Annotated in this window: 10 protein-coding genes; 3 read left to right on the forward strand and 7 right to left on the reverse strand. The window is 69.6% G+C overall.

Annotated features, from left to right (window positions below; translation table 11 throughout):
* Positions 1-80 precede the first annotated feature (80 nt).
* From ACH4F2_RS06820 to ACH4F2_RS06835, 4 genes are read right to left on the reverse strand one after another with little or no spacing between them, the layout of a single operon-like run.
* A complete protein-coding gene (locus tag ACH4F2_RS06820; RefSeq protein WP_398131623.1) occupies positions 81-2,237 on the reverse strand; it encodes a DEAD/DEAH box helicase in 2,157 nt (718 codons plus the stop codon).
* A complete protein-coding gene (gene brxD, locus ACH4F2_RS06825; protein ID WP_398131624.1) occupies positions 2,234-3,568 on the reverse strand; it encodes a BREX system ATP-binding protein BrxD in 1,335 nt (444 codons plus the stop codon). Before brxD ends, ACH4F2_RS06820 begins: the two co-directional genes overlap by 4 nt.
* Positions 3,565-6,366, reverse strand: a complete 2,802-nt coding sequence (pglZ, locus tag ACH4F2_RS06830) for a BREX-2 system phosphatase PglZ (protein WP_398131625.1) — start codon at positions 6,364-6,366, stop codon at positions 3,565-3,567. The genes brxD and pglZ overlap by 4 nt, the downstream gene beginning before the upstream one ends.
* Positions 6,366-10,337, reverse strand: coding sequence for a PglY protein (locus tag ACH4F2_RS06835; RefSeq protein WP_398131626.1), 3,972 nt, complete (start codon positions 10,335-10,337; stop codon positions 6,366-6,368). Before ACH4F2_RS06835 ends, pglZ begins: the two co-directional genes overlap by 1 nt.
* A gap of 239 nt (positions 10,338-10,576) precedes the next feature.
* On the opposite strand from ACH4F2_RS06835, the gene ACH4F2_RS06840 reads away from it, so the two are divergent.
* The gene (locus ACH4F2_RS06840; protein WP_398131627.1) at positions 10,577-13,837 is read left to right on the forward strand and encodes an AAA domain-containing protein; all 3,261 of its coding nucleotides are present in this window, start codon (positions 10,577-10,579) and stop codon (positions 13,835-13,837) included.
* A gap of 65 nt (positions 13,838-13,902) precedes the next feature.
* On the opposite strand, the gene ACH4F2_RS06845 is transcribed toward ACH4F2_RS06840, so the two are convergent.
* On the reverse strand, positions 13,903-15,501 hold the full coding sequence (locus tag ACH4F2_RS06845; protein ID WP_398131628.1) for a hypothetical protein: 1,599 nt from the start codon (positions 15,499-15,501) through the stop codon (positions 13,903-13,905).
* A 199-nt stretch (positions 15,502-15,700) separates the two neighbouring features.
* Positions 15,701-16,141 carry an ATP-binding protein gene (locus ACH4F2_RS06850; protein ID WP_398131629.1) on the reverse strand — a complete coding sequence of 147 codons (441 nt, stop codon included), beginning with the start codon at positions 16,139-16,141 and terminating at the stop codon, positions 15,701-15,703.
* Between the two features lie 208 nt (positions 16,142-16,349).
* Between ACH4F2_RS06850 and ACH4F2_RS06855 the strand changes: the two genes are divergently transcribed.
* Both ACH4F2_RS06855 and ACH4F2_RS06860 read left to right on the forward strand, forming a co-directional pair.
* A complete protein-coding gene (locus ACH4F2_RS06855) occupies positions 16,350-17,243 on the forward strand; it encodes a helix-turn-helix domain-containing protein (protein ID WP_398131630.1) in 894 nt (297 codons plus the stop codon).
* A complete protein-coding gene (locus ACH4F2_RS06860; protein WP_381594757.1) occupies positions 17,240-17,431 on the forward strand; it encodes a DUF397 domain-containing protein in 192 nt (63 codons plus the stop codon). The genes ACH4F2_RS06855 and ACH4F2_RS06860 overlap by 4 nt, the downstream gene beginning before the upstream one ends.
* A gap of 46 nt (positions 17,432-17,477) precedes the next feature.
* On the opposite strand, the gene pglX is transcribed toward ACH4F2_RS06860, so the two are convergent.
* On the reverse strand, positions 17,478-21,179 hold the full coding sequence (pglX, locus tag ACH4F2_RS06865) for a BREX-2 system adenine-specific DNA-methyltransferase PglX (RefSeq protein WP_398131631.1): 3,702 nt from the start codon (positions 21,177-21,179) through the stop codon (positions 17,478-17,480).
* Positions 21,180-21,284 lie beyond the last annotated feature (105 nt).

Genomic DNA, 21,284 nt, shown 5'->3' on the forward strand with positions numbered 1-21,284 from the left:
CTGAAAGGAGCGTCGATCCATCCGCCGAGCCCGTCCGGCGGCCTTCCCCTCACCCAACCGGCACACACCGGGTGGCGTCATCATTCGTGCCGGACGAAGCGCACCGGTTCCGTGAGCACGGCGGTGGCGGACTCCGTGTCGGCCAGCCGGGCCGACAGGGTGGCCTCGGCCAGGCGTGGTGGAAGGGCCTCGCCGAACTTCAGGCCGCGTACCGCGCGTTCGTCTACGTCCGGCAGGCACAACCGGTCGGTCGCATCCTTCTTCACCTCATTCCAGGTATGCGCGGTGACGTCCTCGCGCAGCCGGATCCAGCGGTCGTTGACGTGTTGTCGCGGCACGGCGACCGAGTCGAGGGTCGCGGCGAGTGTGGCGTTCGCACGGTGGCCCGCCCAGGTCCACCAACGCATCTGTCCCCCCGCATCCTGAATGATCAGGGTGCCTCCGGGATGCACCCGCTCCAGGTACTCCTCACGGGCTCGCCGCAGGGCACTGGCCGCCCGCCCCGTCACCTTCACAGGCGGGTCCTCACCCAGCAGCACACGGCGTTCCGCGCGGGTGAGTTCGTAGGAGCCCGCCGAACCGAACCCGGGGCTGCTCCACTTGGCCTTGCCTCCCCCGTCGACGGGTTCGACGAAGCAGCGTTTGCGCCGCCAGTCGATATAGGTGACCTGCCAGCTCCGGCCGGCCAGCAGAAGCCGACGCGGGCCGTCGACCCGTTCGGTGAGGAGGCTGGGATCGGTCCGGCCGATCTCCGTACGCCCCTGCAGGACGGTGAATTGCGGGGGCGCGGTGAACACGGCGGTGAGGTTCATGAAGTGGCGGTGTCCGAAGCGCCGTTCCGCCTCCGGGCCGATGAACAGCATGCCGCCGTCCCGGTCCAGGTACCCCTGGTCGATGAGGTGGCGCACGATCGGCTCGGCCGACGCGCCGAAGGGGCCGAGTCCGTTCCACCATTCCTGCCACAGGTGCTCGCCGACACGGTTCTCTTGCAAGCACAGGGCCAGGAGTTGCTGGGCGGCGATGTGCCGGGGTTCCGGTGGTGCCACGACGGGCTCCACCCATCCTTGCGACCACTTGAGCAGCAGTCCGGCCGCTCCCAGCAAGCCTTCCTCGTCCAGGGTGAGGAACAGGCAGTTGCGTGCGGTGCCCTCGCGGCGCCCGGAACGGCCGAGCCGTTGGAGGAAGGAGGCCACCGAGGCGGGGGCATCGATCTGGATGACCCGGTCCAGGTCACCGACGTCGATGCCGAGTTCCAGCGTGCTGGTGGAGACGATCACGCAGTCCCGGGCTTCGGCGAAGGCCGCCTCGGCACGCCGGCGCTCGTCGAGGGAGAGGGAGGCGTGCGAGAGGAAGGTGGTGACGCCCTTCGCCAGGAGCTTCTCCCCTAGTTCCTCCACGTATCTCCGTGACTCGCAGAAAACGAGGCGCTTCTCGCCGCGGTGCAGTGCGGCGATGACGGTGGCCGCGTTGTCGAGCGAGCCGACGTAGTCGAGTTGGACGTCTCCTGGCGGGACGGCAGCCGATCCGCCGGTTACTGCGGGGGGAGACGTGACCGCGGGTGCCGTGGGCGGGGACCCGTCGAAGTGGGGAGCTATCACCTGTCCCGGCCGCTTGCCCGCCCCTGAGCCCTGCAGCCAGGTGAGCAGTGCTTCGGGATTGCCGACCGTCGCCGAGAGGCCGACGCGTTGTACCTGTCGGCCCGCAACCCGTTGCAGCCGCTCCAGCACTGCGAGGAGGTGCCATCCCCGGTCGTCACCGGCGAAGGCGTGCACCTCGTCCACCACGACGGCCCGCATCCCCGAGAAGAACGAGGTGTGGTCGACGTTGGCGCTCACCAGCATCGCTTCGAGTGATTCCGGCGTGGTGAGCAGGACGTCGGGGCGGGCGGCGAGGATCCGTTTGCGGGCACCGGCCGGGATGTCGCCGTGCCACAGGGCCGCGGTGCGGCCCAGCCAGGAGGCGTAGGTCTCCCACCTCGGCAGCAGGTTGTTGAGCAGGGCCTTCAGCGGACAGACGTAGAGGACGGACGTACCGCTCCACCGCTCCCCCGTCATCCGGGTCAGCAGGGGGAAGGCAGCCGCCTCGGTCTTGCCACCCGCGGTGGGAGCGAGCAGGACGGCGTCGTCTCCACAGACCAGGGGGGTGACGGCTGCTTCCTGGAGTGGACGCAGGCTCCGCCATGCCAGAGTGTTGACGATGTGGTGGAGGAGCGCCGGATTCAGGTCCCCGGCGCTCACGGCAGCTCCAGCTCGATGGCACCAGCGTCGCCGGACGCGGCCGCGTTGCGTTCGGTCTCGGTGAGTTCGGACGAGGTGATGGTGAGCGCGTAGTGCGTGCGGGGGGCGAAGTCCTCGAACTCGTCGACACGATCGAGAACGTCGGCCACCAGCTTGCGCAGGTACACGCGGGGCGCGACGCCGACCTTACCGCCGAGTCCGCCGGTGACGGCTCTGGCCAGCTCCGTCAGGTACACGTCGTCGACCCGCTCGGTCACCCGCTCGGGATGGCGTGCGGTCCGGGCGTACACGTCGCGCACGGCACGGCCGAGTTCGCCGAGCTGGGGCAGGTCGAATCCCGGGAGCCGGAGCTGGACGGCACGCGGGGAGTCGAAGCGCGGATCGGTCGTGAAGTCGGTGGCCAGCCGTTGTGCCAGCGGGGGCAGCCGCTGCGCACCCTGTTGCCCGTCGTAGAACGCCGGGGTTCCCGTAATGACGAGGAAGAGCCCCGGGAACCGGCCCGCGTCGATCTCGTCCAGCAGCTGCCTCAGCGCGTTGAGGCCCTTCTCCCGGACGTCGCCCCGTACGCGTTGCAGGGTCTCGATCTCGTCGAGGACGAGGAGGAGGCCCGGGTGTCCGCAGTCACGCAGCACGGTGAGCAGCCCTTGGAGGAAGCCGAGGGCCGCGAAGTGGTCGAGGTCTCCTCGGACGCCGGCGCTGCGGCGGGCGGAGGCCGCGACCGACTTCTGTCCTCCGAGCCAAGCGATGAGTGCTTCGGCCGTGGCCCCGTCACCGGTGGCCACGGCCCGCCGGTAGCCGCGCAGTGCGGCGGCGAAGGCGGGGGTGGTCCTGGCGACGTCGGCGAGTCTGCGTTCCGTGAGCGCGTCGACGGCCGCGGTGAGTGCCGCCTCGTCCTCCTCGTCTGTCTCCCCAGCGTCGAGGACCTCTTCCTCCAGGGTGTAGAACCACGAGTCGACGACCGCGCGCAGCGCGCTGGGCTGGTGAGTGGCGGTCGTCAGGCGCTCGGTGAGCCTGCGGTAGACCGTCTCCAGCCGGTGCAGCGGGGTCTCGGTCTCGGAGATCTGGACTTCCGCCGTGGCGAGTCCGGCACGTTTGGCGCGCTCGGCGAGCCACCGCGCGAAGAACGTCTTCCCGGAGCCGTACTCGCCGCGGACGGCGTGGAACGCCGCTCCGCCTCGTGCCGTCGCCGCCAGGTCGTCGTCGAGCGCGGTCTCGAACCGGTCCAGGCCGACGGCGAGCAGGTCCAGCCCGGCCTGCGGTACGGTGCCGCGCCGCAGCGCGTCCACGACCTCCCGCATGCGTACGGGGCTGGCCGGGGTCACCGCGCTCATGACGTCTCCTTCCTCGCCGACCCGGTCCTCGCTCCGTCCGCCAGGAACTGGCCCCGGAGCAGGGCGACGTCGAGCTTTACCGCGTGACCGGCGTCGACGAAGCCGAGCACCGGATATCCCTCGACGTTGAGCAGACGCTGCACGGTGGCGACGAACCCCTCGATGTTGCGCCGCACCCGGCCGGTCGCCGAGATGGCGGCGGCCAGGGCGGCTGGTGACATGGTGCCCCCGGCGGCAACGAGTGCGTCGATGACGGCGGCGACGACCTTGCCTTCCGGGGCCTTGCGCACGTACTCCTTCTGCGCCTCGTACACCTCGCTCGCCACCACACGCGCCCCCAGGGTCGCGAGAGCGGGCGTGGTCTCCGGTGCCGCTTCGGGCATCACCACGTCGTCGGTGCCGAACAGTTCCTCGTCCTGCCGGCGTGCGGGCTTCGCCGGTCTGCGCACCGGCTGTGCGGCGCTCTCCGCCTGGGCTTCCGGCGTCTCGGCGGGTGTCGTGGCGGTGGCCTTCCACCAGGAGGGGGCGGCCTGTTCACGGGGCAGCGGTTCCCAGTCGCGCGGAGCGAGTTCCTTCGAGGAGAGGAGGACGAGGACCGGGACGGTGATCTCGGCGAGGGAGGCTCCGCCGTGGTAGCCGGCCCGGCGTGCGACATACCGGATGTCCTCGTGCCAGGGGACGGTGATGGTGCCGCCGCCTTCGAGGACGCGCGGTCCGCTCAGCACGATCTCGCCGTCACCGGCGGCGGCGTCCGGCCGCCAGCGTGCCGAGCCGCCCCCGTCCGCGGCCGGGGTGATTTGACCCCGGCCGCGGTCGATGACGTGTCCGTGGTCGGCGACGAGGACGACGGGACGTGCGTAGCTGCGGGCGGCGGCCAGCAGCTCCCGCAGGTAGGTGATGTCACCGAGGGACCACACGGTGCGCTGCCCCTGCTGACCGGAGTCGAGCGCGTCGTCGATAGTGTTGAGGACCACTCCGACGACCGCGTCGGAGGCGAGCGCGGAAGCCAGTTCCTGGGCGAGGAAGTGGCCCGCGTCTCCCCCTATCGACGCCTTGTGGAAGAGGACTGCGTTCTTGCGCCGCTTCTTCCAGAAGGCCGCGAAGCTGGAGGCCTCGGCGGACTGTCCTCCTTGCGTGGCCGTACCGCTGAGCAGGGACGCCCTGCTTGTGCGGGTGACCGAGGGCAGCATGGAGACGGCTGCGAGGCGGGTGCGCCGTGCGCCTTCGCTCGGCCGGGGCACGATCTCCTGCCACCCTTCCCGTTCGGCTTCCTCGCCCAGTTGCGCGGCAACGGCGCTGCTCATTCCGTCGAGGACGATCAACAGAGGCGATCCGCCGGTCGTCAGGGGCCGGACGACGGTGTCGAGGACGTTCTCGACGACCAGGCAGCCGCCCGGCTGCTGGGCGGTGGCGTTCGGGGTCCAGCCGGCCAGATGCCGGGCGAACTGCTCGTCAAGCCGTTCACGCCGGGCCCGCCCGTCCTCGTAGAGGTCGCGCAGGCCCCACGCGACGGCCGGGTCGCCGCCGGGGTCGCCGGCCCAGAGAACGGACAGCGCCCGGTCGGCCCATCCCCACTCGGCAACATGGTCGCGCACGCCCGTGGCCACGGAGGTCACCGCGGGCGGTTCCTGGCGCAGCCACCGCGCGAGGCGCACGGCCATCTCGGCGACGCGCACCCGGTCGGGGAAGAGTCCGGCCAGGGCGTGTCCCGTCAGCTCGGCCAGTGCGCTCTCGCCTTGCGCGGGGGATCTTTGGGCGCCCTCGACGACGGCCGCGAGCTGGGCGGCGAAGCTGGACAGGAGGAAACGGCTGCCGTTGAGCCCTGCGGTGAGACCGGCGTCCCGGGCCAGGTCGTCGGCGCGCTGCAGTACGGCGAACACCCTGTGGCGTGCGTCGACCGAACCCGCGGCCTCCCCTATCCAGCGCAGCAGGGTGCCCTCCACCGCGTCGGTGAAAGCGTCGATCTCGCCCCTGCGCGGTCCGGCCTTGCCGAACAGGCCGCCGACGGCGAGAGCCACGTCGGGGTCAGCGGCGGGGTCGCGCAGCGCGGCGCCGAGCAGGCCGAGCGCCATCGCGTCGTGTCCCCGTCCGATCTCGGCGAGGGCGAGCAGGACGGGTACGGCGGGTCCGGCGACCTCGCCGAGCCACTTCTTCAGCTCCGTGCGTTCGGTGTCGCCGAGTTCGGCGAAACGGCGCGGCCCGGCGGGAGTGCGCGACCAGGCGAGCAGCACGTCCGCGTCCACGGCGGCCTCCGCCGGGGCGTGGGGCGAGATGTCCGGGTGGTCGAGCCCGAGGCGTTCGACGACCAGGGCGCGCAGGGCGGCGTCCCGGGTGAGCGTGCCCGCGGTTCGCGGCCATCCCCGTCCGGTGGGTTCGGCGTCGACGAGGGCCTGGAGCAGCCAGTCCTCGCGGTACATGCGCACGTCGAGTCCGGTGGCCCCGAACCGCTGCGTCACGATCTCGGCCTTCTCGACGTTGAGGGTGCGCCTGTGCACCGCGTGCCCGCGCACGTCCCAGCCGAGCTGGTCGTCGTCGACTCCGGTGGTGACCACCAGCAGGTCGCCGGGGGCGGCCTCGTCGCGATGGCTGTGCCAGGCGGCCAGGATGCCCAGGACGGAGGACTCGTCGCGCACCGTGACACGGCGGGTCCGCTCGCCGACCTCGGCGGTGAAGGTGGTGGCCGAGCCGGCCGCGTACTGTCCGTGGACCAGCACGAGGCTGTACTCGGCCAGCTTCTTGGCATGCCGGTCCAGGAGCGCCTCGACAGTGCGCCGTCCCACCTGTGGCAGGAGCGCCATCAACGATCGGTCTCCTTCTCGTCCTGGCCGGCCGCTTCGCTCTCACTGCGGTCGTCCTCGATCACCTGCCAGGTGACCTGGACGTGGGCGCCGGGATGGTCGGCGAGGAAGCGGCGGATGTCGGCGCTGAGTCCGTCGACGGTGGCCGCGAGCGTGGTCTCCAGCCGGGTGGGTTCGACGATGTACGCGCCGGGGCGGCGAGCGGATTGGGCCGCGTAGCTTACGCGCGGGTCCCGTGGCGCCGGTCCGGAACCCGGGCGGTCCCGGTCCGGCGCGGCGGGGACGGCGCCGGGAGTCACGGGCACCGGGGGCGTACCGTGCTCGGTGAGGCGTACGTCCTCCGCGGTCGGCTCGGCGTGTGGAACAGGCTCCACCGGCCGGGCCGCCTGGGCGAGCCGGGTTGCTTCCCTCATGAGGGCCACGGCCGACTCCTGCAGCGAGTCCAGCACCGGGACGAGCGACTCGTCCTCCTCGTGGGCGTTGGCCGCCCGGCGGACGGTGTCCAGCAGCCGCTGCGCCCGGTCGCCGACGCCGTCGTCCCGGCCCGCGAGTTCGCGGACCATGTCCAGGTCGGACCAGCGGCCGTCGCGCTGGGCCCGCAGCACCTGCAGCACCTCGGGGGCCTGCTTGAGGGCGGCACTGACCTGCCGATCCGTCACCTCGTAGGCGGCTTCGGCGAGTTCCCGCATGAGGCTGGTAGCGTCGTTGGTGCGCAGCAGGCGGGCGATCAGGTCGGCGGCGGCCTTCGTGGACTTCAGCCGCGGCGCGTCCACACCGCCGGGTCCTTCCAGGCCGAGTCGTACGGCGTTGTCCTGGAGCAGTGTCCGGGCCTCCCCCACGGCGGTGCGGTGTTCCTCGGCGACGGTGCGCACCTGCGCGGCGAGCCGCGAGACGTTCCTGGCGAAGAGCACCGGCGACACACTCTGCCCGAACACCGCTCCGGCGCGCCGCAGTGCGGTGGCGAAGGTGTCCTCGTCGGGGAGCGAGACGGCCCGCAGACCGTACCCGGGGACTATGCGGTCGAGTTCGGGGGCCTGCGATACGACCTGGGTCTGGTAGATCCAGGTGCGGTCGTCGAGCAGCGCGTAGGTCGCGATGATCAGGTTGCCCACGTTGCGGTCGAGGCCCTCGTAGCCGAGCTCGGTGATCCAGTCGCGGATCGTCTCGACGGCGAGGTCGTCGCCGGTTTCGGGGTGCTCGGCGGCTTTCTTGTTGATGCGCAGCCGCCAGTCGTTGCTGACATTGAGAGGTCCGTCGTGGACCTCTCCGAGGCCGAGCGCATGCACGATCTTCCTGACGACGGGCAGCGGGTGGCTGTCCACGACGACCCGCCGGGAGCCGTCCTCCATCGCCCGGGCGATCCACTCCATGGTGGTCTTGAGTTCGCGCACGGTGATGGCTTTGCGGGTCAGCCGCGGGTCGAAGTCGGGGTGCTTGGGGTAGCGGGCGGCGAACATTCCGTCGGCGAGCAGCAGGAGGTTCTGCTCGAAGCCGACCGACGGCTCGGGGCGGGTACGGGTGAAGCCCGGCAACAGGGACACCAGGTGCTCCCCGTCGGGCAGGGTCGCTCCGACGGTCTCCGGCTCGGCGCGGTTGACCCCGTAGAGCTGGAGCAGGACTTCGGTGAGGTGGCCGCTGATGTTGTCGCGGGACGCCTTGAGCTGGTTGCGGATCTGTGTCCGCTCGTCGGCGGGGCGCGTGGCGGTGTGCTCTTCGAGTCGGTCGCGCTCCAGCAGGTAGTTGATCTTCAGTAGGCGACCGAGCTGCCGGGAGGTCTGGTCGGAGAGGAAGTCGGCCAGCCAGACGAGCGTGGGCTCGGTGCGGCCCGCGCCCCGGAGCCGTTTGACGCGCTGGAGGTCGTCGATGGGGCCGTGGTCGCCGTCGTCGAAGGGGTAGTCGAAGACGATGCGGAGGTTTCCGGGCTGCTGGGGTGCAAACTCGTCGTCGGGCAGGCGGGTGTCGCGCACGTTGCCGAAGACGAACTCGACGGTGCGTTTGGTACCGCGCCAGACGACGTCCCGTTCGCAGACGAAGGGCTGGGTGTCCTGGATGCCCAGCTCGCGCCAGAGCTGGTCCTTGATCCACTGCCGCCGGTAGCCGAGCTGATCGGCGACGCCCTGCACTTCTTCGAGGAGCGGTTCGACGTCGATGTCGGAGAGGTGCAGGTGGAAGACGGGGTCGGTCTTGTCCCCCTCACTGCGCAGCTCGCCGTCGAAGGGGATCTGCAGTTCCCGCAGCCGCTTGGCGGCGACGGAACCGGCGTCTCCGACCCGGGTCCGGATCGAGCCGTGGTTGAGTGCGGCGAGCCGGGTGCCGGTGAGCCGGGTCAGGGCAGGCACGTTGGGCGCGAGCGCGGACAGCAGCAGGGTCTTGACGAGCCGCTCGTCGGCCTGGAACCGCTTGTCGTCGGGGGTCTTGTACTTGCGCAGCAGTTCCTCGCGCACCCGCCCGTGGAAGTCGTCGGCGGTCTCCGCGTCCTTGCGCAGCCGGGGGGTGAACGCGGCGCCGGAGCGGTGGGCGATGACGTCCCACAGGTCGCCGAGCGGGATGAGTTCGCCGAGCTTCAGGTCGTCACGGCGGCGGCGCAGCAGTTCCTGGACGAGTTTGAGGCCGGTGCGCTCGCGTTGGAGGGCGCCCGAGAGGTCGACGAGGACGTTGAGGAGCGCCGGGGAGAGAGGGTAAAGCTCCCGGAAGTCGTCCCAGGACGCCTCGGTGCGGCCCTGCGCGTCCAGGAGGATCTGGCGGACCTCGTCGCCCGACGACTCGACGAGCTTGAAGGCGTCGTCACGCACCGCCTCCATACCGGCCTTCGGGGCGAGCACGCGGTGCTTGATGATCTCGACGAGGTTGCTGTCCTCGAGGTCGACGACGTTGAACCGCTCGGCCAGGTACTCGATCTGCTGCTCGAGGTTGGTCACGTCGGCGCCGACGACGTCCGAGCCGATCAGCTGCGACAGGTCGCGCTGGCGGGAGATGAACGACACGATCGGCACCGGCCGGCCGCTGTCCCCCGACTCGATGAGCTTGACCAGCCGCTGCACCTGGTCGCGCACGAAGTCCTGGTTGCCCATCTTCGCCTGGAGCCACAGGACCAATTCGTCGAGGAAGAGGACGACTCCGGTGTAGCCGAGGGACTGGGCGTGCCGGGAGATGACCTTGAGGCCGTTCTCCAGCGGCAGGAAGGCGCTGGCCTCGCCGCGCATGCCCTGCGCGTAGGCGGCCATGGGGCCGCTGAGCAGGGCGGAGACCAGCCGCTCGCGGTACGGGTCGTCGGGCGCGCCCGCGAACGCCCGGTCGAAGTCGGCACCGGTCCACGTCCCGGCGGGCAGCGCCGCGGCCTCGCCGTCGATCGGCGGCATGTCGTCCGGATCGGCCTCCGCGGGCGCGGCCGCGCTCGGTGTGAGGGCTGCGGCGCCCTTGCCGAGCCACTGCAGAAACTTGGCGTCGTCGGCGAGGAACTCCCGCTGGGTACGGGCGTCGGAGAGCAGCGCGTCGGCCCGGTAGACGGGGGGAAGCGGCTTGTCGGGGTGAAGCTCCCGCACCGTGTGCACGTAACCGCCGAGCAGGGCGGAGTCGAGGTCGGCGGATCCGACGAGGTGGTACGGCACCATCAGGAACTTGCTCCGCCGCAGCCACTCGTCGTGCGGCGCCACGACCTCCACCAGCCGGGACTTGGTACGCACGGCCGCATGGTTGTTGAGCACGGCGTGCAGCACGGTCAGGAAGTGGCTCTTGCCGGAACCGAAGGAGCCGTGCAGGTAGGCGGCCTCCGAATTGCCGGACCTCACGCAGCCCGCCACCAGGTCCAGCGCCTGCCGGAACGCCCTCTGAAGCTGCTCGGTGACCACGTACTCGGCCACCCGGGCGTCGGTCTCACTGAACCCCTGGGAAAGCTCGATCTTGAAGTCGCCGGCATGGACGTCTTCCTTGATCTCGATGACGTCCTTCAGCAGGAGCTCGCTCGTGGGCATCAGGCGGTCATTCCCTCTCTCGGCTCGCGGCCCGGCCGCACGGCTCGCGCCCTTCTCAGTGCCTCCCCATCCTGCCAGGTGGCGCTGACACGTATGTCCGTCGGTGCGGAATCTTCCGTACCGCACGGTGCCCACGGGATCACAGACAGCTCCGCTGGGTAGGGTCGGCGCGGGTTCTGTCGGCGGTACGGGGAGCGGGGGCGACGAGGGTGGGGTGGCGCGAGGAGATCGCCGCGGCCTTGGGCGAACTGGTGGCGATCGTGGGCGGCACCGGGAGGCAACCGCGCTGGCACCGGGTGGGGCGGGCGGTCCGCACCAAGGAGGCCGGCTGGTACGCGGTGGACCTGCGCGGCTCAGACATCGGGCCGGACCAGCTGGACGCGCTGCGCCTCGGGGGGCCGGAGTCCGACGGCGTCGAGACGGAGGGCTTCACCGTCTCGGAGACGGTGCAGAACGGCTCCCTGCTCACGCTGAAGGTCGCCGAGTTCGCCGACTTCACGGACGCGCATCTGTGGCTGCTCAAGCAGCCGCCGACCTTCCTCGTCACCGCTCTGCGCGACGGCATCGCCGGACTGGGCGAGGCCCCGCTGGCGGCTGCCCTGGCCGCGGGCTCGATCGGCGGCACGTCGGCTCCCCTCCCGGACCCCCCGGGGTTCCACCCGGCGCAGGGGGACGCCTACCGTGCGTGCCTGGGCCAGGGCACGCATCTGGTGTGGGGCCCGCCGGGCACCGGCAAGACGACGGTACTGAAGCGTGCCATCGGCGACCTGATCGCACGCGGCGACCGGGTGCTGCTGGTGTCCGCCACCAACATTGCCGTGGACAATGCCCTGTCGGGAGTGGTGAAGGAGAACAGGCACAGTCCGGGTGACATCGTCCGGGTCGGCCCGCCCCAGTTGCGGGAGGTCGCCGACGATCCCGGGGTGTCACTGCCGCTCATGGTGCGCGAACGCCTGGCCGAGACGGCGGAGCGCAGGCGCGGGATCGAGGCCGCGTTGGTCGGCGTCCGGGCCCGCACGGCGGAGCTGGCCGCACTGGACGCCTCCCTCATCCGCTTCGATCCGGCCGCGTACTTCGACGCGCTGAAGCTGCTGCGCACGCCCGGCCAGGATCCGGTGTCCGTGCGGACGCGGGCTGAGGCGGAGGCGGCCCTGCTGGAAGAGGCCGTGGCGGCCCGGGAGGCGGTGCAGCAGACCGCCGTGGCCGCCCAGCGGCGCCGGGACGCGGCAGAGGAGTCGCTCCGGAAGTGGGCCGAAGTCGAACGCATGCGCCAGGAGCAGTCCCGCGTCCTCAAGGCCGCGGAGCGCAAGCAGGCCGACGCCCTGATGGCCGAGGACCACCTTCGCGACCAGCGCGAAGAACTGGAGGAGCTGGACGCCCAACGGTCGGTGGCCCGGTGGCGCGCCCGGGAGAAACGGCAGGAGCTGCGTGAGCGGCTGGCCGACACCGAGGAGAACGTCGCCCGTACCCGCCGGACGGCGCAGGCCGCACGCGCCACGGCCAAGGCGCACGTCGTCGCGCTGGAGCGGGAACTGGCGGACCTCGTCGCCGGCATCACCCACACACCCGAGCAGATCGCGGCCCTGCAACAGGCACTGGCCTCGGCACAGTCCGCGTACAGATCGGCCCTGGACCTCGTGGCCGCCCGTCGCGAGGAGGCCACTCGGCTGGAACGGGCCGTCGTCCGCGCCCTGGACGCCGCGGAACTCACCGCCCACGCCGAACAGCAGGACTGGCCCGCCCACCATGCCCGCGCCGAGCGCCTACGGCCCCGGGTGACGGCCGACACCGCCCGCCGTGCCGCGCTGGAGGAGGAGTTCCAGCAGGTCCAGGAGGAGTACGAACGCCTCGCCCGCAACGCCGAGGGCGAGATCATCAAGAGCGCGACACTGGTCGCCACCACCCTCGCCCGGTTCCGCACCAACAAGGCGGTCTTCGAGGGCCCCTATGACGTGGTCCTGGTCGACGAGGCGGGTGCGGCGACGCTGCCCGAAGTGATCCTCGCGACGGCGAAGGCGACCCGGACGGCCGTCCTGCTCGGCGACTTCATGCAGCTCGGCCCGGTCGTCGAGGAGCGGCTCAAGGATCTCGACCGCCCGGACGTCAGTCGCTGGCTCCTCCCGGACGTCTTCCGGCACTGCGGCATCCAAGATCCCGAGGACGCCCAGCGGCACCCGGCCTGCGTCACCCTGACCGAGCAGCACCGCTTCGGCCCGGCGGTGATGGGCCTGGCGAACTCGCTGGCGTACGGGGGAATGCTGCGGGGCGGCAAGCAGATCGCGGCACCGCGGCCCCCCGACGACCCGGAGATCGTCCTCGTCGACACCGACGGACTGCACGAACTGGCCAGGCCCCACCTGACCGGAAGTCGCAGCGGCTGGTGGCCGGCCGGGTCCCTGATCGCCAGGGCACTGGTGGACTACCACCGAGCGAGGGGCGAGGACACCGGCATCGTCACCCCTTACGGCGTCCAGGCGGAGGCGACCCTGGAGGCACTGCGGGACGTGGAGAGCGGCGGCGGCCCGCTCGCGGAGGTGGGCACGGCACACCGCTTCCAGGGCCGGGAGTTCCCCGTGGTCGTCTTCGACACGGTCGAGGGCGCCGACGGCAAGGAACTGTGGATGTCGCTGGCGCACCGGGAGCCGGGCGCGTCGGACTGGGCGCGCAGCGGCGTGCGCCTGTTCAACGTGGCGGCCACCCGCGTCCAGACCCGCCTGTACGTCATCGGCAGCTGGGAGCGCATCAGCTCCGCGAAGCAGGGCACGGCCTTCTCCCACCTGGCCGCGCTGGTCGGCACGCCGGGTGTACGGCGTCTGCGGGCCGGCCACCTGATCACACCGCCGCACGAGGACGCACCGAGCCGCGGCCAGTTCGGCGCCGCCCTCGCCGACGTACTCGCCCGCCACGTCGAGATCACCGGTATCGACGACGAGACGACGTTCTTCAGCACCTTCGAGGACGAGATCCGCACGGCCCGCACCTCGGTCTGGCTGTGGGCGCCGTGGGTCACGAACCGGGTGCGCGGCATCCTGCCGCTGCTGCGCGAGGCGGCCGGTCGCGGCGTGCGCGTGAGCGTGTTCATCCGCGACGACACGGACCAGCTCCAGGCCCGCCCGGCCAGCCAGAGCCTCATCGCCGACCTCCGGGCCGTCGTCCACAGGGTCGTTCCCGTCAACGTCATGCACCAGAAGATCGCGGTGATCGACGAGCGGACGGTGATGCTCGGCAGCCTCAACACCCTGTCCCAGGCGTGGACCCGCGAGGTCATGCTGACGATCCGCGGCGGCCACTTCGCCCGCAAGCTCCTTGAGCACGAACACGCCGAGCTGTTCACCCGCCCGCCGAAGTGCGGCCGCTGCGGCGGCACCAGCATCGAGCTGCGCCGCCGCAGGAACGGCGTCTGGTTCTGGCGCTGCTACGACATGGTCTGCAAGACGGGGCGGAACGGCCGGAACGACGCCTGGAACCAGGACATCAGGGTGGGTGGGGGGAGAGGCTGAGGCTTGCGCGTTTCGGCGGCACTGCGCGGACGCGCAGTCCGCGGGCGGGTGGTCAGCACAGCCGGCTACAGGTGAAGTCCGACGTGGTTCACGATGAACCGCTTCCCGTCGGGATCGAGGGCGAAGTAGATCCGTCCGACCTCGTTGGGCGACACGTTGTCCCGGACCTTGATGTGCCCCAGTCCATCCCAGCGCGGGTTGCCATCGAACGCGAAGTAGCGCTTATCTTTGTCCTTGCCGAGCTTCTCGTCGTTGGGCGCGTACTTCAGCCCGTGGTTATCGCAGAACCATTGGGTCAGCCTCGGCATCCTGCCGGGCTTGGTGTAGAGAGCCATCGCGGCCTGCGCGAGAGCGGTCAACTGGTCGGTCATCTCCTGGCGGTACGGGTAACGGGACTCCTTCCACGCGCGCGCCGCTCTCGGCGTGAACGCGATGTGTTGCTCCGACGCCTCGGTGAGGGCCTCGAACGTGGGCAGCGCGTCCGTGGCCCCCAGGACCGGGATTGCGCTCCAGACGTCGAGCGCCGCCTTCTGTCCGCTCCCGCCCTTCGACAGGTCCAGGTACTGGCCCTTCCAGTAGTCGCGGTCCTGGCGCAGTGTCTTGGCGTCAGCGGCCTCGGACTGGGCCTTGTCGCGATCCTCCACGTAGCTCTGCGCGAGGTCCTGCCAGGTCTTGACCTGCTTCAGAAGATCCTGCACCCGGTCGTTCAGCACGCTGAGCTGACCGGCCTTGTCGTCGGCGGCCTGCGCGCGGGACAGCTGCTCCGCCGCCCGGCGTGCAGCCGCCCGGTACGAGGCCTGCCGGGCCCGCTCCCACGCGCTGTCGGTGCCCCGGGCGATCACGGAGAGGTGACCGAGCGAGGGCATCAGCCGACCTTCCACGAAGGACGCTTCGCACACCTCCTCACGCGAGTACGCGGGATGCTCGAGACCGAGGTCGGGCCAGACCAGCAGGGCGCCGCCGCTGGGGACGGCCAGCTGGCCGTGCACCCGGCGGACCGCTTGCACGGTCAGGTAGTTCAGGGTCACCACCTGGGCGAGTCCGGCGAGTTGGCCCGATGCGTCGGCCGCCGTGTTCCATGTCGCCTGGTCCCGGGGCTGTACCAGGAAGATGGGCAGGCGCGTGCTCAGCGCGAGGGAGTCGAGGAGCACGGCCGCACTCTGTTCGTCCCTGATTCGCTCGTACCGCCCGGTGGCGACCTGGCCCAGCACCCGTACCACAAGTTCGGGATCCCTGAGCACCTCCCTCAGCAGGTTGGGGCGCTTGAGCCGCGGGTCCCGCACCGGAGCGATCCAGCCGTCGGGTATCTCCCGGCCCATGACGACCCTGAGTCCGCCACCGCCCTCCTCCGCCCGGGAGATCGTGATGCGCGTGACGAACTCGGCCGGGCTGCCGTCGGACAGCGGCTGGCGGATGGTCATGCGCAGGGCGTGTGTGCGCTCATCCCCCAGGACCTCCCAGCTCGCCGTGCGATCACCGTGGCCGGGGATCTTTCCGGGGAGCACCGCCCGGCCGTCCCGGTCGAGATCGGCCGGGGACGGTGCCGGGGCGCGTCCGCGGTCACAGAGCCAGTCGGCGAGATGACGACGCAGATGCTGATAGACGTGGTCCGGTTGCTCCTGGGCGGATTGGACGTCGAAACTGACGGCATACAGCGGCTGCACGGTGGCTCCCCTCACCCCGGATGCCCTGTGCAGCGGACCGGGTCCCCCACCGAACACGGTCAGGGCATCGCTCGGACAGCCACCGTAATACCGCCCCGCCGAAGTTCCCAAGGTCCTGGGTGCGCTCCGATCCGGGCGTTCGGGCAGCTGAACGCTGCCGGTTTGGGTTCAGACGACTCCGGCGGCCGATCTGGTGCCGTCAGGTCCGGGGAGCTGTCGCGCACTCGGCCCAGACCGTCTTGCCGGGGCCGAGGCGGTCGCGTACGCCCCAGTCGGCGGCGAGCGCGTCGACAAGGAGCAGACCACGGCCGCCGTCCTCGTCCGTACCGGGGATCCGCCGCGCCGGCTGGGCAGGGTGGGTGTCGGTCACCTCGATCCGGACGACGCCCCGACTCTCGTCATGGGACAGGGACAGGGCGAAGTCCCGTCCGGGGACGCGGCCGTGAAGGACGGAGTTCGTGGCAAGTTCGGCGACGACGAGGATGACGGTGTCGTGCGCCTCGGTGCCGTGCGGGTGACCCCGCTCGGTGAGCTGGTGCGCGGCGAGCAGCCGGGCGAGGCGGGCGCCGCGGGGGGTGGCGGAGAAGCGCTGGGTGAACGTACGGGCCGGGGTGGGGCTCTGGGCGCGGGGGACTGACATGGCGGCCACCCTGCCGGGAGGTGGCGAAGCGTCGGCAGGCCCGGCGCCGATACAGATCGCCTTGTACTGGTCGTCTCGCTGGACTGGGTCGGTCGCTGTTCGTGACCATTAGCGTGCCGAGCGTGGCGCAGCGCGTACGGCGGACGGTACGGCAAGCGTCCGAGCCTGGCACGGGTACGGCCCGGCGGCACAGGGGAAGGCGGCTGCGATGACGACGGGCAACGGCGGCGGGGTGGGCGGGAAAGCCGGGCATGGCGGGGACGGTGCCGGGAACGGGGGAGGTAACTGCGAGCCGGAACTCTCGGACAGTCTGAAGACGTTCGGCGCGGTACTCAAGGCCCTGCGGGAGGAAGCCCGCCTGACGCAGGAGCAGTTCGCGCCGCTGGTGCGGTACTCGGTCGCGTACATCGCCAAGATCGAACAAGGGAAGCGGTTCCCGCCACGGGACCTGCTGGAGCGGTCGGAGGAGGTGCTGGGGGCGGTCGCGGGGCGGGTGCTGAGGGCGGCTGCGAAGAGTCTGACGCGGAAGGCGGGGTTGGCGTCGTGGTTCCGGCAGTGGGCGGGGATCGAGGAGGAGGCGATCTCGCTGTACGCGTATGAGTGCCGGGCGATTCCGGGGTTGTTGCAGCCTGAGTCGTACATCCGCGCGATCTTCGAGCGGCGGCTGCCACCGCTTTCCGAAGAACAGATCGAGCGCCAGGTCGCGGCACGACTGGAGCGGCAACAACTCCTGACCGAGAGGCCGAACACGGCCTTCAGTTTCGTCATCGAACAAGCTCTGCTTGAGCGACACATGGGTGGGCCGGGAGTCGCGCGACAGCTGCTGGACCACCTACTGAAGCAAGGCGCTCGAAGGAACGTCGAGCTCCAAGTGATGCCTTTGCGTCAGTACGATCACGCGGGGATCGACGGCTTGATGTACCTGGCCGAGACACCTCAGCACGAGTGGGTGGGCTACTCCGAGGGCCAGCAGTCAAGCATTCTGATCACAGCGCTGAAAGATGTCAGCGCCATGCTCCAACGCTATGGCAAGCTGCGTTCGCAGGCCCTCGGCCGTGAAGCCACAGTAAGCCTGCTGGAGCAGATGCGAGGAGCACTATGAGTACCACTGGACTGGCCTGGTTCAAGAGCAGTTACAGCGGCAGCTCCGGCGACAACTGCGTCGAGGTCGCCGTGCGCACCGAGGCCGTTCTCGTCCGGGACTCGAAGGACACGGACAGGCAGGCGCTGGCCGTGTCCCGCGATGCCTGGTCGGCGTTCACGACACTGGCGGCCGACTCGCGCGTCTGAACTTCCGGTGGGGCAGCGTGCGTCACTGCCCCACCAACTTCTCTGACTACTCGACGTCCAGCGCGGGCTGCTTCGCCGCCGCCTTGCGGCCACGCGTCTTCCGCACCGGACGCCACGCCTTCAGCTCCTCCACGCCGGCCTGGTGCTTACGGAGCTGGTTCTCGTACTCGGCCTCCAACTCGTCCGCCGGTACGTCGCCCCACTCGTCGTCGTACTCGCCGTGCCACTGCTCGACCCATGGCATGACCTCGTGGAGGCCGGCGAGCAGCGGAACGATCCGCTCGGAACTCCAGCCGTCCCGCGTCGTACGGGCGGCCAGCAGCTCGAAGAGTGCCTGCGCCTTGTCCTTGTGGTCCCAGCCGGCCCACCCGAGCATCAGCGTCGAGTCACTGTCGGGCCCGGCCTCGGGATAGGAGATGAACCGCTCCTTGGGCACGTCGAGCTTGCCGCGGTTCGACCAATAGGAGGGACGGGCGAAGTCGGCAGACGTGTACTTGGGCGGTACGGGAATGTCGAGCCGTTGCCCCGTACGGTCCTCCTCGCGCTGCTGCCGCCAGACCTCTTCCCACTGAGCACGCTTGCGCAGTCCCGGGTCCTTGTAGCGCATGGCAGCGAGGTAGGGCACGTGCTCGTCGGCGATCACCTCGGTCAGTATCTGCGCGAGGGGCAGGTCGGGCTTGCCGAGGTGGTCGGAGGCGTAGAGCGCGGCGACGGAGACGAAGTCCTCGTCCGCGCCGAGCTGGTCGGCAAGGTGGTTGACGGTCATCGGCCGGGGCCGCTTGAGCCCGTCCCGCACCTCGTACCAAAGCTCCTGCTTCTCGCACCGGTCCAGCAACCAGTTCCGCAGCGCCGCCCGCTCCTTCTTCTCCCACGACTCGGCAGCCCACCGCCGCTTGCACTCGGGTCGCTCAATAAGAGCAATGTCCTTGCGGGAGTTGATGATGTCGATACGCGCCTGAACAATGTCGCGGTACCAGTCGGGCCAATGGGCGGGGATCTCGGTAACGGGGGTGGAGCCATGCCGGGTGAACCAGACTGTCTCCGCCTCCCCTGCGGCCACCTTCCGCGCGAGCACGATCTCGAAGGCGCGCTCACCTAGGTGTACTTCAGGCAGGGCGGCGTCAGGGACGGGCACAACGGTGCGGGCAACCTCTGGCGGGGCGAGCAATCCGTACAGGCCGTACACCTCCCAGTCCAACTCTTCCTGCATGGCGATCATTCGGTTTCGCGTGGCGGCGTAGTTGTTACGAGATTCGTCCAACGCGATCCGAGTAGGAACGCCCATTTCACTCAGCACAGAGGGCTCAGATTTCGCCATCTCTTGAGCAAGACGATCCAACTCCCATCCAAGCTCCAAGGGCAAACGCTCCGGAATAGGAAAATCCTGAAGCTTGGTACCAGCGAACTCGTAACGATGTTCCCAGAGCTCGTCAGAAATGCCTCCACCAATACCTCCGTTACCCTTCGACTGACTCACTTGCTTCAGCCAAAAACAGGCGGTCGAGGAGTTAAGCAACCCCAGAATCTCCAGATGCTGGATCTCAGTGGCACCCTCTTGCAATTTGATCACCGGGGCGGTCTGCTTGAATACCTTTCCACCGCGATCCAAAACGAAGTGGTTATGCGTGGCAACGAAAGCAAAAGCAATAGACAACGGAGTTTCATATGCCGAGGCCGTATACTGCATGTAGTCCCACCACTGAAGCCCAGCACCCTCCATATCCCCTTGAAAAGTCCGTCGAGAACGAAGAGGCATACGCCATGGCCACAGTTCTTCACGTAGGCCACCTTCGACTGCGGCCTGCGAGGGGAACAGGATTCTCAGGCCTGGTTCGGCCCCCCAGTCACGGACGACTTCTCCCGCGAGTAGGGGCTTCAGCCCTTTATCGACTCGTGACACATAGGTCCGTCGCACCGGTCGCAGGTAAGCCTCATCTGCACCAGCCCTGATCGCCCGGCCGATCGGCTTCGAAATCCGGCCAACCATGGGAACTGCCACCGACTCGATATGGGCCAGCAGAACACCGGCACCACCTCCGCTCACAGACCAAGGATGCTGCAGAAAATGATCTGCCAACACGTCCTCAACAGAAACCCAGTCGGACTCGCTCCCCGGAGAACTTACCTGCCGCACGATCGCTTGCCAGACTGCCCCCTGAGAGGCATCCTTTAGCTGCTCGGCTTCGCCACGTACACCGAGTACAGCACGCACGACTTTACTCAGATTAGGAGTTCGATTACGCCCCACAATGATCACAGTAGGCGTTGCATGCCCCGGAATATAGGCACCTGAGGTGTCAATCACATGCGACAGCTCGACTCGATTCCGGAATACAATCTTAATCAGCTTTTTACCGAACTCCCTCTTCATGAAAGAGTTCGCGGTGATCTGCCCCACGAAACCACCGCCACCCCGATGCCCCCCCGCCCCTTTGACCGCCAGTTCGAACAGCCTCTGCGCAAACGGCACTGACAGCGCATACGTCCCCGCGCAAGCATCGTACGCAGCCCGATAATTCTCGTTCTCCTGCTTATCCTTAACAGTGATATAAGGCGGATTCCCCACCACCACGTGATAAGAACCCCGCCCCAGCAGATCAACCCGCTTCGCGTACTCCCACACATCCTCCGTCGAATACGCGAACGCCGTCCCCTCCTCCCGCCCGATCTGCACCTCGGCAAACAGCGTGTCCAGGTCCGTCTGAATACCCGCCGCATCCCGCCCGTGCAGCAGCGAGTCACCCACCGCCACGTTGATCGGGAACGGCGGTGCGTCCTTCAGCCTCTCCGCCCCCGCCGCCCGCATCGCGGCCACCAGCAGCCGGAAGCGCGCGATGCTCACCGCATACGGGTTCTTGTCGCAGCCGTGCACGGACTCCAGGGAGCGGCGCACCAACGTCCACGCATCCGTGCCCGGCTCGGCCGCGCGCCACTTGTCCATCAGCCGGTGGAAGATCCCCAGCAGAAAGTGCCCGGAGCCGCAGGCCGGGTCGATGGTGCGCAGGCCGCGCCGTTCCTCACCGTCGGGCCCCTCCCACACCGGGTCCAGGCCGAACGCGTCCGTGGAGACAGCCGGTTCCAGCGTGAGGTCGAGGATGAACTCCTCGACGAACTCCGGGGTCTGGAGCAGCGCATACGTCTTACGGGCGTGCTCGCTGAGGTCCTGGTACAGGTCGCCAAGGAAGCGGGTGTCCCACTCGGGGTCGGTGAAGTCGTAGCGGATCTCGCCCTCGGCACCCCACCGCCGCCAGAAGGACAGCAGCTCGGTCGCCGCCTCGTAGCCGGGCGTGATGTCCCACAGAGGGTTGTGGGCCTTGTCGAAAAGGCCGGCCGCCGTGTCGTTCGCCTCGCGGATGGCGTCGAACGCGGCGAACAGCCAGTCGCGGTTGTTCTTGGTCGGGTGCTCGCGGAAGTACGCCTCGTGCCGGGCCTCCGCCTCCGCCAGCCGCTCCCCCGGGCCGGCGATGTACGGCTCGTCGATGAGGCCGTTGTCCTCGCAGAAGCGAACGAAGACGCAGGCCAGGACCCAGGCCGCCGCGGACTGGGTGACCCGCTCGTCGCGCCAGGCGCCGTACGTCGCCGCCGTGCGCCGGGCCTCCCGGGCGTGCCGGTACTCGGCCTCCAGGCGATCGCGGATCTCGTCCACGGACTCCGTGCGCGCCCGCAGGTCGTCCTCCAGGGCCGCGACCTGTCGCTTGAGGTCCTTGAGCAGGGCCGCCGGGTCCACACCAGCCTTTACGTCCGTCACGTTCCGCTTCCTTCTCGATGCACTGCGCGTTCCTTGCGGCTCTCTCGTCCACCGTCGCAGTCCGCGCTCAGAGCACCAATCCTGCCAGGCCGCATGCGGTAGGCG

Origin of the sequence: Streptomyces sp. NPDC017890, assembly GCF_044328675.1 — a bacterium.
Classification (GTDB): Bacteria; Actinomycetota; Actinomycetes; order Streptomycetales; family Streptomycetaceae; genus Streptomyces.